Source organism: Rhodopseudomonas sp. RCAM05734, from assembly GCF_052658035.1.
In genome coordinates, this window is the sequence record NZ_CP199742.1 from 3,472,505 (window position 1) to 3,486,770 (window position 14,266).

The 14,266-nt window shown below is 63.9% G+C and carries 12 protein-coding genes and 2 pseudogenes; 10 read left to right on the forward strand and 4 right to left on the reverse strand.

Annotated elements, in window-relative coordinates; all coding sequences use genetic code 11:
* Positions 1-5: 5 nt before the first annotated feature.
* The 4 genes and pseudogenes from ACUXVA_RS16435 to ACUXVA_RS16450 all read right to left on the reverse strand — a co-directional run bounded on the left by ACUXVA_RS16435 (position 6) and on the right by ACUXVA_RS16450 (position 3,677).
* Positions 6-779 carry an IclR family transcriptional regulator gene (locus ACUXVA_RS16435; protein WP_445487080.1) on the reverse strand — a complete coding sequence of 258 codons (774 nt, stop codon included), beginning with the start codon at positions 777-779 and terminating at the stop codon, positions 6-8.
* A gap of 87 nt (positions 780-866) precedes the next feature.
* Complete coding sequence (locus ACUXVA_RS16440) at positions 867-1,661, reverse strand: SDR family NAD(P)-dependent oxidoreductase (RefSeq protein WP_265079336.1); 795 nt, start codon at positions 1,659-1,661, stop codon at positions 867-869.
* Positions 1,616-2,823: pseudogene (locus tag ACUXVA_RS16445) on the reverse strand (ABC transporter substrate-binding protein). The gene ACUXVA_RS16440 and the pseudogene ACUXVA_RS16445 overlap by 46 nt, the downstream one beginning before the upstream one ends.
* A gap of 89 nt (positions 2,824-2,912) precedes the next feature.
* Positions 2,913-3,677 (reverse strand): acetoacetate decarboxylase family protein, encoded by a 765-nt coding sequence (locus ACUXVA_RS16450; RefSeq protein WP_265079335.1) that lies wholly within the window; start codon positions 3,675-3,677, stop codon positions 2,913-2,915.
* A gap of 365 nt (positions 3,678-4,042) precedes the next feature.
* Between ACUXVA_RS16450 and ACUXVA_RS16455 the strand changes: the two genes are divergently transcribed.
* The 10 genes and pseudogenes from ACUXVA_RS16455 (at position 4,043) to ACUXVA_RS16500 (ending at position 14,163) form a co-directional block, all read left to right on the forward strand.
* Positions 4,043-4,291 carry a hypothetical protein gene (locus ACUXVA_RS16455; protein ID WP_445487083.1) on the forward strand — a complete coding sequence of 83 codons (249 nt, stop codon included), beginning with the start codon at positions 4,043-4,045 and terminating at the stop codon, positions 4,289-4,291.
* Between the two features lie 51 nt (positions 4,292-4,342).
* Positions 4,343-4,678 (forward strand): hypothetical protein, encoded by a 336-nt coding sequence (locus ACUXVA_RS16460; RefSeq protein WP_265079333.1) that lies wholly within the window; start codon positions 4,343-4,345, stop codon positions 4,676-4,678.
* A 116-nt stretch (positions 4,679-4,794) separates the two neighbouring features.
* Positions 4,795-5,688, forward strand: a complete 894-nt coding sequence (locus ACUXVA_RS16465) for a LysR family transcriptional regulator (protein ID WP_445487085.1) — start codon at positions 4,795-4,797, stop codon at positions 5,686-5,688.
* A 281-nt stretch (positions 5,689-5,969) separates the two neighbouring features.
* Positions 5,970-8,051 carry a hydantoinase/oxoprolinase family protein gene (locus ACUXVA_RS16470; protein WP_265079331.1) on the forward strand — a complete coding sequence of 694 codons (2,082 nt, stop codon included), beginning with the start codon at positions 5,970-5,972 and terminating at the stop codon, positions 8,049-8,051.
* A complete protein-coding gene (locus tag ACUXVA_RS16475) occupies positions 8,048-9,931 on the forward strand; it encodes a hydantoinase B/oxoprolinase family protein (RefSeq protein WP_265079330.1) in 1,884 nt (627 codons plus the stop codon). The genes ACUXVA_RS16470 and ACUXVA_RS16475 overlap by 4 nt, the downstream gene beginning before the upstream one ends.
* A 137-nt stretch (positions 9,932-10,068) precedes the next feature.
* Positions 10,069-11,046: an ABC transporter substrate-binding protein gene (locus ACUXVA_RS16480; RefSeq protein ID WP_265079329.1), complete on the forward strand. Its 978-nt coding sequence runs from the start codon at positions 10,069-10,071 to the stop codon at positions 11,044-11,046.
* A gap of 7 nt (positions 11,047-11,053) precedes the next feature.
* Positions 11,054-11,875 carry an ABC transporter ATP-binding protein gene (locus ACUXVA_RS16485; RefSeq protein ID WP_445487088.1) on the forward strand — a complete coding sequence of 274 codons (822 nt, stop codon included), beginning with the start codon at positions 11,054-11,056 and terminating at the stop codon, positions 11,873-11,875.
* A gap of 4 nt (positions 11,876-11,879) precedes the next feature.
* The gene (locus tag ACUXVA_RS16490; RefSeq protein WP_265079327.1) at positions 11,880-12,641 is read left to right on the forward strand and encodes an ABC transporter permease; all 762 of its coding nucleotides are present in this window, start codon (positions 11,880-11,882) and stop codon (positions 12,639-12,641) included.
* A gap of 111 nt (positions 12,642-12,752) precedes the next feature.
* Positions 12,753-13,283 (forward strand): annotated as a pseudogene (locus ACUXVA_RS16495) (amidase); the annotation flags it as partial.
* A gap of 16 nt (positions 13,284-13,299) precedes the next feature.
* Positions 13,300-14,163: an amidase gene (locus ACUXVA_RS16500; protein WP_445487091.1), complete on the forward strand. Its 864-nt coding sequence runs from the start codon at positions 13,300-13,302 to the stop codon at positions 14,161-14,163.
* Positions 14,164-14,266: the final 103 nt, after the last annotated feature.

Below are 14,266 nucleotides of genomic sequence, written 5' to 3' on the forward strand. Positions count from 1 at the left end.
AAGCCTCAGCCGCCGGCGCCGATCTTTTCGGAGATCTGTCCGGCGGCGGTCAGCAGATGCTGCTTGATGCTCTCGGACTCGCTCGCCTGAATTTTCTCTTGCCGCAACAAAGGGACCGTCAAGGCCGCTACAGCGCGGCCCGACGCTTCGAGCACCGGGCAACTGAATGCGCGAAGCCGCGGACCAAGTCCTTCCTGCGGAAAGTCGCCACCGCGCGTGACAACTTTTGCCAGTTCGGCCACGACGCCCTTGATGGGTGAGCCGTCGTGTTTTGCTATCACCTCGGCCAATTCTCTGCGGCGGCCCTCATGCTGGAAAGCCGCCAAAACCTTGGCCGATGCATACTCCTGCGTCAGCGGAAAAACGGCTCCCAGCCTCACCGACCAGCCCATCTGCCACTCGGGGTCCATCTGCGCGATGACCATGAACTGGTGGCTGCTCAGCACGGCCATGTGGCACGATAGCCCGGTCTGGGACGTGAGCTTTTCCATCACCGGAAGGGCTGCCTGCTGCAGACGTTTTGTCGGAGGAAACTGCGCGGCGATCCGGAACAACTGCAGTGTCAGGGTATATTCCGCGGTGACGGGATCGCGCGAGACATAACCGCGCTCTTCGAGAACGCTGAGCATCCTGAAAATCTCGCCGACGGATCGGCCCACCCGCTCCGCAATCTGTTTCTGGCTCAATCCGCGGGACTCGGCGGCAAGAGCCTCGATAAGATCGAGGCCCTTCTCCAGTGCGGGCGCACCCGGTCGCACGATCTCGTCTTTTTCGGCCATTCGGCGTTCTAACAAGTTCCCCCTTGAAGCTCAACTTTCCAAGAGTGCCAGCCTGCTGCCGCCGCCGGGGAGTCCGGTCATGTCACGTTAGGCGACTGTCCCACCGGCATCGATGGTCCAGGCTGCCCCGTTGACATGAGATGCCTCGGCGGACAGCAGGAATGCGACGACGTTGGCGACGCTATCCGGCGATCCATAACTGGCGGCGCCAGCGCGCGCGAAGCCGTTCGATGCCTGGCTGTCGAGTGACTGTACCATCCGCGACTCGATCGGACCGGGCAGCACGGCATTGATCCGGATGGTCGTGCCGGCAACGTCGAGGGCCGCGACCCGCGTCAGGCCAAGCACAGCGTGCTTGCTGGCCACGTAGCCCGCGAGGCCGGCACGTCCACGGATCGCCGATGTGGACGCCGTATTGACGATGGCGCCTTTGCCGCGAACCATCATTTTCGCGATCACGTACTTCATCCCGAGAAACACGCCCTTGACGTTGACCTGCATCAGGCGATCGAACGCATCTTCCGGATAATCCTGAATGGGGGATACGACGCCTTCTATGCCGGCATTGTTGGCAAATGCACCGATCGGCCCAAGCAGGCGCTCGACCTGGTCGACATAGGTGGCTGTCGCCATCGCGTTTGACACGTCGGCGCGGATACAGACCGCATTGCACCCGATGTTGTTCAGGAGCCGGGCCGTCTCGGCACCGCTGGCCTCGTCGATATCCACGACTGCCACGCTCGCCCAGGTTTGTGCCAGCTTCAGTGCGATCGCTCGCCCGATATCGCCACCGCCGCCCGTGACCAGGGCGACGGCATTTTTCTTCGCAGTTTCCATCATGATTTCGAGAAGTCGCAACCACCCTCTGCCAAAGGTCTCCATGCCTCGTCCGGCGTAATGGTCTTGATGACCTTGTAGTAGTCCCACGGGTATTTAGACTCTTCGGGTTTCTTCACCTCGAACAGATACATGTTGTGCAGCTTGCGGCCGTCGCTGCGGATGCTGCCTTTGCCGAACAGCGGATCGTCGGTCGGCCGCTCCTTCATTTTGGCGATGACGGCTTTGCCGTCCGTTGAATTGTCGAGCGTATCGACCGTGCGCAGATAGTGAAGAACGGCGCTGTAGACTCCCGCATGGAGCGCGGTCGGATAGCGACCGTTGTTGCGTGGCGCGAAGCGCTTGCTCCAGGCGCGCGTTCCGTCGTTCAGATCCCAGTAGAACGACTCCGTGAACTGCAGCCCCTGCGCGACCGCCAGCCCAAGCGAGTGCACGTCGCTGAGGTACAGGACCGTTGCCACGACGCGCTGACCGCGGGCGCCGATCCCGAACTCGACGGACTGCTTGATCGAGTTGATGGTGTCGCCCCCGGCATTGATGAGGCCGACGACCTGGGCCTTCGAGGCCTGCGCCTGCAGGAGGAAGGACGAGAAGTCCTGTGTGTTGATCGGCGTTCGAACGCCGCCGACCACCGTTCCTCCGGTCTTCTGGATTGCGGTCTTGATGTCCTGCTCCATCGCGTGACCGAAAGCGTAGTCAGCCGTCAGTGTGAACCACGACTTTCCGCCGGACTCGACGACCGCACGCGCAACGCCGGTGGCCAGCGCATAGGTGTCGTAGGTCCAGTGGATGAGGTTGGGCGAGCAGGCCTTGCCGGTAAGGTCGGATGATGAGGCGCCGGTGACGAGCAGCGTGCGATTCTTGGTCTGCACGATGTTGCGAACCGCAAGGGCCACGGCCGAGTTCGGCGCATCGACGATGGCATCGACACCGTCGCGGTCCAGCCATTCGCGCGCAATGCCGGCGGCGACGTCGGCCTTGTTGAGATGATCCGCGCTGATCACCTCGACCGGGCGTGTCATGCGATGCGGCGACGCCAAAAATCCTCCACCGCCATCTTGGCGGCGATCACCGAGCCGGGGCCGGTGACATCGGCGTACAGGCTCGACATATCCGTGAGCACGCCAAGCTTGAGCGGTGGCTGCTGGGCATTGGCGCTGCTGCCAAGGGCCCACATCAAACAACCCAGGCTTCCTAGCAGCCGCATTCGGCCCGTCGACTTCCAGTTCAACATCTCATTTCCTCCCATGATGCGTGGTCTGATGCCACTGCTTGAGTTGTCAGGACGACTTGGCGTCAGACATCGAGACGCTTGATGAGCCGCCTGTCTTCGACGTCAAATCCGCCGCCGTAGACGCCGGAATACATGAAGCGCGCGCCGATGATTTCCGGATTGAGCTCGGTCAGAGGGTCGAATTCCGATGCGTGCAGTTTCATCTGGGCGCGGCCGGCCAGCGGTTGCGAATATTCCAGCGGGGTGCGTCGATAGACGACATCCGCATAGGCGGTGGCCAGGCGCTCCGGGTGCGGCAAGCGGCGCACGTGGATCTCGCCTGCCGGCTGCTCGTCACCGTCGACAAGACTCACCACCGGTGCCGCCGCATCGGGTACGAAGCTGAAGTCGGCAAGCGGCGTGTCCCGGCGCTTGACCCAGCCGACGATGGTATGGTCGGGCGCCTCCTCGAAGGCGTAGGTCGCGTCCTTCTTGGTGTAGCCGAAGACTTCGCGTCCCGCGCAGATGCCCATCGGGTCGCTGCAGTACATGTAGATGTGGGTATGCGTGAACAGACCCTCGCAGCGAACCGGCACCGTCACCATCAGATCGAACATCTGGCCGGCATGGACAGCGAGCGAGTGGCCCGGCGACACCATGTATTGGAAGGCGACGCGGTCGTTGACGAGTTCGAACGGCGTATCGGACAGCAGCGCGACAAGCTTCGCCTGATCGACGCGGGTGATGATCTGCAGCGTTCGCAACGTGCAGCCCCACTCCACCGGATAGGCCGGAGAGTAAGGTGGATTCACCCCGCTGTTGGGCTTGAGTTTATAATTCCCGAACATGTTCTGTCCTTTGGCTTCGCTGAAGCGATGACGAAAGCGCGACGCAGCGCGCGTGTCGGCGTCGTGGGGACCGACGGGCGTCTTGACGAGATCGGCTGCTCGCTGTGCTCGCAAGTTTCGAAGATTGTCGGTCCGTGATCGGATCGCGCCTTGCTTAGACAGGGCGCAACGCAATCCTCCTTGGTTCTCTCCCAATATTTTATTAGCGATATTCAGATTTCATCTATGAAATTACAGGCGGGGCTTGTCAAGCGGTGAAAATCCTGTCGAGTCCGCTTCCCGGTCGCCGTCGCAGAAGGCGCGAGGAGCCGTGGAACCAAACCCGTGGTTCGGCATTATGTTGCTGAAATTCATAGGAGATCGCCATGAATCGCATCGTCTTGGCCGCCGCCTTCATTGGGCTGTCGCTGTCGTTCGTCGCGGCCGAAGCGAAGGGCTGCATCAAGGGCGCCATCATCGGTGGCATTGCCGGGCATTATGCCGGACACGGCAAGGTGGGCGTCGTTGCCGGCTGCATCATTGGCCGGCACGAGGCCAACAAGGCCGATGCGGAGCGGGAGCGGGCGGCGACCCAGCGCTCGCGTCCGGGTCATACCGAGGACGACCGGATCTGACCGAAGCGGGACCGCTTGAACATCTTTAATTCGTCATTTTGATGTAACAGAATGTCAACCCTTGCGGGCTGGGGTTCTTTCTTTGGCGTGCAATCAACAACCTGGCGTCAAGCCGGAAACGGACATCTCTACGTGCTACATCGCGACATCTACTGGCTAGGTCGGCAATGGGCGGTCACCGGTTATGGCATCCAGGCCGTCAGCAACAAGCTCGAGATGAAATTCGACATCGAGGCGACGCGGATCTGGCAAGACGATCTGGACGCATCGATGCGGGGCGAGGCCTGGTTCGATGCGGCGGATTTTGCCGAGGCTCTCGCCGTCGCGCGCCGCCGCGCTCTGGAAAATCCCAAGACGTTCAGCACCCAGTTGACCGACGAGCGATAGCGCCCGGCGGTCGATGGTCGGGATGGCCGGCCGGCTGCCTGATAGCCAAGATATTTGCGATCCCCTAGGATGCTGTCGCGCGCCGTCGCACGTGCCGGCCAGTGGGGGATTCGAGCTTGGACTTCCGGCAACTGCGCTATGCGCTCTCGGTCTCGAAGGAACGCAGCTTCACCAAGGCGGCGAAGCGGTTGAACATCTCGCAATCGGCGGTCAGCGAGCAGGTCAAGCTGCTCGAGGAGGAGATCGGCTTCGAACTGTTCAGCCGGACCTCGCGCGGTATTGAATCCACCGACCGCGGCCGCACCTTCCTGTACGAATCCGAACGGGTGATGGGCGACCTGCTCAGCCTGACCGACACCGCGAAACGGCTGCGCGGCGCCATGCTGGACACCCTCACCATCGGCATGGGCTCGGGCATGGCCCAGTTGTTTATCCCCCGCCTGTTCGGCAACCTGAAAGCCGACTTGCCGGGCATTCGGCTGGAGATTTCGACGGCGCCGACCCGCAACATCTTCAGCGAGTTGCATGAGGAGCGCATCGATGCCGGCCTCGCCATCGAATCCGATCCCGACCGGCTGCCGGCCGGACTGGTGTTCGATCGCCTGGCCGATGCCGAGATGGCGTTGATCGTTCCGCCGAAACATCCGCTGGCGCGCGCCCGGCAGGCGGTGGACATCGGGCGGCTGGTGGCCGAGCCCTTCATCATGAGCGAGTTGACGGTCGGCTACGGCCAGGCGGTGTTCTCGCTGTTCACCGACCTCGGCATCCGGCCCAACGTTGTCGCTGTCGTCGACAACATCGAGACCATGAAGATCATCGTGCAGTCCGGCGGCGGCATCGCCGTCGTGCCGCGCGCCTGCGCGGAAAATGAGGTGGCGCTGGGCCTGTTGAAGGCACTCCCGATCGCGCCGGCGCGCAACGTCGCCTTCAGCCTGTTCCGCCGGCGGCAACCGCTGTCACGACGCAAGGAAGCCGCGCTGCTGAAGATCAGGGATCTGCTGAAGTGGTAGGGGCGACAAAATCCCGCCCCCTCGTTCCCGGACGCCGTGCAGCGTGAGGGACGATGCGCAGCATCGTCCGAAACACTGCTTCGCAGATCCGGGATCCCGGTTTGGGTGCGCGCCACGCGGGCCCCGGATCTGCGGCGCACCACGCCACTTCGTGGCGTATTGCGCCGCGTCCGGGGCACGCGGTGCCATCTGTTTTTCCGATAGCCGCATCAATAATCGGTTTTTGACTCCCGCCGCCGCTCCGACCCATCCTGCATGCGAACTCAGCAGGAACGGCGCGCATGACCCAGGTTTCTCCCCGCTTCCGGATCGGCATCGACACCGGCGGCACTTTTACCGACATCGTCGCGGTGGACGCGTCGACCGGCGCCATGTCGGTGACCAAGGTATCGAGCACGCCGTCGAACCCGGCGATCGGTCTGGTGCGCGGCGTCAACGACATCCTAGCCCAGGCCGGCGCCAGCCCCGCCGATGTCGCCGGTCTCGCCCATGGCACCACGGTGGCCACCAATGCGCTGCTGCAGGGCGGCATCTCCTCGCTCGGCCTGATCGTCACCGCGGGCTTCCGCCATCTGCTGGAGATCGCGCGGCAGTCGGTGCCCGACGGCTACGGCAATTCCTATTTCTGGGTGAAGCCGGAGCGGCTGGTGCCGCTGCAGTTCGTCCGTGAGGTCGCTGGACGCTTCGACTTCAAGGGCAAGGAACTGCGCCCGCTCGACGAGGACATGGTGCGCAACGCCGCACGTTATTTCAAAAGCTACAAGATCGAAGCCATCGGCATCTGCCTGATGCACTCTTACGCCAATGACAGCCATGAGCGCCGTGTCGCCGAGATCGTGGCCGAGGAGTATCCGGAGGCCACCCTGTCGCTGTCCTGCGTGGTGCTGCCGGAATACCGCGAATACGAGCGCGCGGTGACCACGCTGGTCGATGCCTTCGTGAAACCCTATCTCGATCGCTATCTCAAGCGCGTGCATGACGAGCTGGGTCCGCTGCAGAAGGTGCCGTTCCTGGTGATGCAGTCGAGCGGCGGCGTCGCCTCGTCCGAGCAGATCCTGCGAAAGCCCATCACCACGGCGTTGTCCGGGCCCGCCGCCGGCGCGCTCGGCAGCGCGGTGATTGCCGAAATCGCCGGCTTCCCCGATCTCGTCACGCTCGATGCCGGCGGCACCTCCACCGATTTCTGCCTGATCGAAGGCGCAAAACCGCAGCTCACCAATGGCGGCTCGGTCGGCGCCTTCCCGGTGCGGATTCCGATGATCGACATCACCACCATCGGCATTGGCGGCGGCTCGCTGGCCTGGATCAGCCGCGAGGGCCATCTCAAGGTCGGCCCGCGCAGCGCCGGCGCCGTGCCGGGGCCGATGTGCTATCCGAACGGCGGCGCAGAGCCGGCCATCACCGACGCCAATCTGGTGCTCGGGCGGCTGCCGCCGGCACTGATCGGCGGCGGCATTGCGCTGAATGTGGAGCGCGCCCGCGCCGGCATCGCTGCGCTGGCCGAAAAGCTGCCGGGCAACATGACAGCGGAGCAGCTTGCCGCGGGTATCATCGAGATCGCCAACTGGGCGCAGGCCAACGCGATCCGCCAGATGACCATCCAGCGCGGCATCGATCCCCGCGAATTCGCGCTGCTGTCGTTCGGCGGCGCGGGTCCCGTGCAGTCGCCGGCGGTGATGGACCTGTTGGGCATGAAGGCCTGCATCGTGCCGCCCAATCCCGGCAACCTCTCGGCCTTCGGCCTGCTTGCCGTGGACTGGCGCACCGATCACATCATCACCAAGGTGATGCATGAGGACGCCATCGATCTTGCCGATATCGCGTCACGCTATGCCGGGCTGGAGAAGGAAGCGGTCGCCAACCTCACGCGCGACGGCATCGCGGAATCGCAGATCCGCCTCGTGCGCGAAGCCGACCTACGTTACGCCGGACAGTCCATGGAGGTGCGGGTGACCGCGCCGTCGGGAGCGACCGATGCCACGTTCCTGGCCGGGCTGATCGGCGCCTTCCACGCCGCGCACAAAAAGACCTTCGGCTACGACTATGCGGGCCAGCAGAAGATCGAACTGGTCAATCTCTGCGTCTCCGGCTTCGGCGTGATCGAACGGCCGCAGATGCCGAAGCTCGACGCCGGCACCGGCCAGTTCGCGCCGAGCGGCACGCGGCCGGTGTATTTCGACGGCGGTTTTGTCGACACGCCGCTCTATGACCGCGCCATGCTGCCGCCGGGCGCGACGATTGTCGGCCCTGCGGTGGTCGAGGAATTCGGCTCCACCACCGTGGTGTTTCCGAACCAGCACCTCACCGTCGATCCGCACGGCATTCTCGTCATTCGCCCCGCAGCGCAGGAGTCCGCGCGATGAACATGCACAAGCCGCATCCCTGGCCGACCGCGCCCGTGCGCGAGGCCGCCCATGTCGATCCCATCGTGCTGCAGATCGTCGAGGGCACGCTGAATTCCATCGAGGCGGAAATCGAATACGCCATCGAGCGCACCGCGCGCTCGCCGATGATCCGCGAGGCCCATGACTTCCGTGTCGGGCTGTTCGACCGCTATTGCCGCAAGCTGACCGGGCGCTCCTATTCGGCGATGCCTAACGCCGTGGTGCGCGACTTTGCGCCGGAAACCATGAAGCCCGGCGACGTGTTCCTGATGAACGACACCTATCTCACCGAAGGCTCGATCGGCCATCTGCCGGATCTGTGCAGCACCGTGCCGGTGTTCTGCGACGGCATCGTGGTCGCCTATATCCAGGCCTTCGGCCATCACGACGACGTCGGCGGCAAGGTGCCGGGCTCGATGCCGGGCACCGCGGCTACGGTGTTCGAGGAAGGCATCGCGATCCCGCCGGTCAAGATCTACAGCGAGGGCGTCAAGAACGAGGCGGTGTTCACCATCATCAGGCGCAACACCCGCGTGCCCGAAATGCTGTCGGCCGATCTCGACAGCGAGGTGCAGGCCTGCCTGATGGGCGCGCGCCGCATGCAGGGGCTGTTCGAACGTTTCGGCAAGGATCAGGTCGAGGCCTGCTTCCAGGCCATCCTCGACAAGTGCCGCGACATCTACCGGAACGAACTGCTGAGCAAGATCGCCGACGGCGAATACGCCTGGGAGGATTACGTCGAGCACGACGGCATCACCGATCCCAAGTTGCACAAGATCGCGGTCAAGATGACCAAGACCGCGGGCAAGATTGTGCTGGATTTCAACGGCACCGATCCGCAGTCCACCGGCCCGATCAACTGGCCGACCGACTATGCCGACGGTGCCTTCCTGATCAAGTGGATTGCGCCGATCCTGCGCAACCTCGCCGACACGCCGGAGCGCGCCGCGGAGATCCATGTCAATGAAGGCGTCTGCGAGGTGTTCGAGATCGTGTTCCCGCCCAAGGGCACGCTGATCACGCCGGAATGGCCGGCGGCGACCAATGCCCGCTCCTTCGTGCTGCTGCGCAGCCTCGGCCTGCTGGCCGGCGTGGTGGCGAAGGCGGTGGACGGGCGGATGCCGGCGGACCAGGAGACCATCCGCTACACCGGCTTCTACGGCAATGACGCGGACGGCAAGCCGTTCCTGTCGCGCGAGGTGCTGGGCGGCGGCTCCGGCGGGCGCTATTACGCCGACGGCAACGATGCCATCCACATCGTGCCGGACTCCCGCAACCAGCCGGCGGAATTCACCGAGACTAGGTTTCCGGTGATGGTGGAAAAACTGGCGCTGTCGACGGATTCCGGCGGCGCCGGATTGCGCCGCGGCGGGCAGGGCTACGAGAAGCATTACCGCGCGCTGGTGGATTGCCGCACCATCGTCACCGCCGACCGCGTGCGGCTCGGCTGCTATGGCGTCAAGGGCGGCAAGGCCGGCGAACCGTTCTGCGTCACCGTGGATGCCGAGGGCGAGGCACGCAAGCTCGGCGGCCTGGTCGACGGTGCCAAGGTGCGGAAGGGGCAGGTGGTCAAGGTGGTCACCACCGGCGGCGGCGGTTGGGGCGATCCGCTGACCCGCGAACTGCCGCTGGTGCTGCGCGATGTCATCGAGGGCCGGGTCTCGGTCGCCGCGGCCATGCGCGACTATGGCGTGGTATTTTCTGCTGCAAGCACCGCTGAAGCGCCCGAGATCGACGAGGCCGCCACGCTGGCGCGCCGCGCCGAGCTGGCCGGCGCGCGCCCGGGCCCCCTGCCGATGATCGATCGCGGCGAGGGCTACGAAAAGATGCTGCGCGGCGAATTCAAGTCGCGGATGTGAGGGGGCGGCCGGTGACGGGCCACCGGCGGCGGTCGTAACCGGCACGAGTCTTGCTCTGAAAAAGGGCAGCCGCCGGTGACGGCGCGAGGGATTTTGCGGCGAGGGGGCTCGCCATCTGCATCACAGGAGCACGACGGATGAATTCGCTAAATCGACTGGTATTCGCTCTGGCAACCATCGCGGCCGTGGCCGGCTTGGCCACCGACCGGGCCTCGGCCCAGGACAAGGTCGCGGTCGGCGTGTTTCCGCTGAGCTCGTCGCTGCCGTATTTCGTCGCGCTCGAGAAGGGCTTCTTCAAGGAGCAGAACATCGAGCCGGAAATGACCAAGCTGATGAGCGGCCCGGCCAACGTCGCGGCGCTGATCACCGGCCAGATCGAGGTCGCGGCGGTGATGGTGACGCTCGACGGCATGAATGCCAACGTCAAGAAGCCGGGCGTCGCGATGTATATCGCGCTCAACAGCCAGACCCCGGTCTACAAGATGGAGCAGTTCGTCGTCCGCACCGGCGTCAAGGCCGACAAGATTTCCGACCTCAAAGGCATGAAGCTGATGTCGGCGCCGGGCCCCGCCAACATGAACGCCGCCAAGGGCGTCCTCGCCAAGAACGGCCTGAAGGAAGGCGACTATACGCTCGACCAGCTCGACATGAGCCAGCACGTCAATGTCATGACCGCCGGCACGTTCGACGGCGGCTATACGCTGGAGCCCAATGCCTCGATGATGATTAAGGCCGGCGTCGCCCGCACGCTGGAGGCCGGCGTGCTCTCGAAGTACATCCTCGGCGACGAGAAGGCCGACGCCTATGCCGCCGGCTGCGCCATCACCTCGGACTTCATCCAGAAGCGCCCGGACGTCGCCAAACGCTTTGCCATGGCTTGGTCGAAGGCGCTGGATTACATCAACAAGAACCCCGACGACGCACGAAAGTACCTCGCCAAGAACACCTTCACGCCGGACAACGTCGTCGACATGGTATCGATGCTTGGCTACGTGATGGCCAAGGACATGACGCCGAAGCAGCTCGGCGACCTGCAGAAGCTGGTGGATTTCGGCACGTCGATCGGCTCGATCCCGGAGAAGGTCGACGCCACCAAATTCCTGTACAAGTATTGAGGTCGGCGTGACCCTGCAGGGCGCAGCAACCAGGCCATTGTCAGACAACGCGCGGGCCGCAGCCGTGCGGACCGCGCCGCATGTGACGATCCGTGGCCTGTCGAAGAAATTCTCCGACGCCACGATCTACGATAACTTCGATTTCGACATCCCGCGCGGTAAGCTGATGTCGGTGTTCGGCCCCAACGGCTGCGGCAAGAGCACGCTGATCAACATGATCGCCGGGTTGTTTCCCGCCGACAGTGGCGAGATCCTGTTCGACGGCCAGCCGCTCAACAAGATCAAGTTTGGCTATGTGTTCCAGAACTATCGCGAGGCGGTGTTCCCCTGGCTCAATGCCTTCGACAACATCGCCTATCCCCTCAAGGTGATGGGCGTGCCGAAGGCCGACCGCAATCTCCGTGTCGAGAAGATCGTGGCTACGCTCAACGTCAAGATCGATCTGAAGCTGTATCCCTACCAGATGTCCGGTGGCCAGCAGCAGCCGGTGTCGATCATGCGGGCGCTGGTGGTCGATCCGGAAATCCTGTTCCTCGACGAGCCGTTCTCGGCGCTGGATTACGAGATGACCCTGTTCATGCGCGAGCAATTGCAGCGCGTGTTCCAGGAGACCCACACTACCACGGTGTTGGTGTCGCACGATCTGGAGGAGGCGGTGTACCTGTCCGACCGTATCCTGCTGCTGTCGCGGCATCCCGCGCGCGCTGTGGAATTCGTGCACTACGATGCGCCACGGCCGCGCACGGATAAGACCATGACGGAAGCGGATTTCATCCAGACCAAGGCGCATTGCCTGGAAATCTTCCAGCGCGAAGTGCGCAAGGGGTGATGCGATGAACTGGAAGCGTCTGGAAATCCTGTTGCCCTTCGTCGGCGTCATCGTGTTGCTGGTGGTGTGGTCGTTCACCGTGTGGATGCGCGTCGTCGATCCCGTGCTGCTGCCGTCGCCCGTCGCCACCTTCAAGGCGCTGTGGGCCGGCATGTTCCACGGCAAGCTTGGCGTCGATTTCCTCAAGACGGTGGAGCGCACCATCTACTCCACCGTCATCGCGGCGCTGATCGCCATTCCGCTCGGCATCCTGCTGGGCTCTTCCGAAAAGCTCTACCGTTCGGTGGAGTTCCTCATCGACTTCTTCCGTTCGACGCCGGCCTCCGCCATGTTTCCCCTGTTCCTGGTACTGTTCGGCGTCGGCGACCGCACCAAGATCTCCGTGGCCGCCTTCGGCGCCGCGCTGGTCATCCTGTTCAACGTCGCCTATGGCGTGATGAATGCGCGCAAGACCCGCCTGCTGGCCGCCAAGGTGATGGGCGCGTCGCGCGCCCGCGTGCTGTGGGACGTGATGCTCTGGGAATCCATGCCGGCGACTTTCGTCGGCCTGCGCAACGGCGTGTCGCTGGCGCTGGTCATTGTGGTGGTTGCCGAGATGTTCATCGGCTCCGTCGACGGCCTCGGCCAGCGCGTGTTCGAGGCGCAGCAGATGTTCGAGATGCCCGACATGTATGCCGCCATCTTCGCCGCCGGCGCGCTCGGCTACGGCCTCAACCTGCTGTTCCTGACCATCGAGCGCCGCTTCGTGCACTGGGCAGGGAAGTAGCATTCACCAACGCCCAGTTTCGTCATGGCCGGCGCATGCCGGCCATCCACGTCTGGCAGCGCAGAACATCGTGGATGGCCGGGACAAGCCCGGCCATGACGGGAGATCTCCATGTCCAACGATCTTTCAAGAAAATCCGCCTGTGAACTGGCGGCGTTGATCGCAAGCAGGGCCGTAAGTCCCGTCGAGGTGCTCGACGCGCATCTCGCTGTCATCGGCCGCATCAATCCGAAGCTCAATGCCATCGTCACGCTGGTCGCGGACAGCGCCAAGGTGCTGGCCAAGAAGGCTGAAGCTGCTGTGCTGCGCGGCGATCCACTCGGCGCGCTGCATGGCCTGCCTGTGGCTATCAAGGACATCACGCCGACGGCCGGTATCCGAACCACCTATGGCTCGCCGCGATTCAAGGATCATGTGCCGACCGAAGACGCCGAGGCGGTGCGCCGGCTGAAGGCCCATGGCGCCATCGTGCTGGGCAAGACCAACACCCCGGAATTCGCCGCCGGCGCCAACACTTTTAATGACGTGTTCGGCGTTACCCGCAATCCGTGGAATCCGGCGCTCAGCCCGTCAGGTTCGTCGGGCGGCTCGGCCGTGGCAGTGGCCACCGGCATGGTGCCGCTGGCGCAAGGTACCGACTTCGGCTGCTCGATCTCGTATGCCGGCGTCGTTCAACGGCATCTGCGGTATCCGCCCGACACCGGGGCTGACGCCCAATTATCCGATGCCGCTGGCCTGGGATCCCGGTCAGGTCCATGGGCCGCTGGCGCGCACGGCGGAAGACGCCGCTCTGATGCTCGACGCGCTGGTCGGCTACTCCCGGCGCTCGCCGATCTCCGTGGCGCCGCCCTGGGCCAGCGCCCGCGCTGTCGTGGCCGGGACGCATGACCTCAAGGGCCTGCGCATCGCCTATGTCTCGGATATCTCCGGCATCGGCGTAGATCCCGAGATCGACATGCTCTGCCGCGCCTGCGCGCTGTCGCTGGCGGATGCCGGCGCCAGCGTCGAGGAGATCGCCTTCGACATCTCCGATGGCAAGGCGCCGTATCAGGCTTGGCGCGGGCTGTGGATGGTCGGCCAGCAATATGAAAACCTCGATCACCTCGGCGAATTCGGCGTCAATCTCAAGGGCAATGTCGAGGCCGGTCTCAGGGTGACGGCGCTGGACTTCGCTGCGTCCGAGCAGAAACGTGCCGAACTGTTCCTGCGCTTCGCAAAATTCTTCGAGAGCTTCGATCTGCTGATCACCCCGCAATCGCCCGTCAAACAGTTCCCGGTGGAGATGAATTTTCCCACCGAAATCAACGGCAAAAAACTCGACAACTACACCGACTGGATCGCCGGCTCGTTCCTCATCACCCTGATGAGCCTGCCCGGCGGCGCGGTGCCGGCCGGCATGACGTCCGACGGCTTGCCGGTCGGCATCCAGATCGTCGGCCCGCGTTTCGAGGAGCCGCTGATTTTATCGGCGATGAAGATCGTGCAGCAGCCGCACCCCGTGGGCTGGCCGACGTTTGGGTGAGGCACGCTGCTCAAGTTTGTCATGGCCGGGCTTGACCCGGCCATCCACGACTTTCTCAGAATTCGACGACAACGAGCGACCTGCTCGCGACGAACGACGTGGA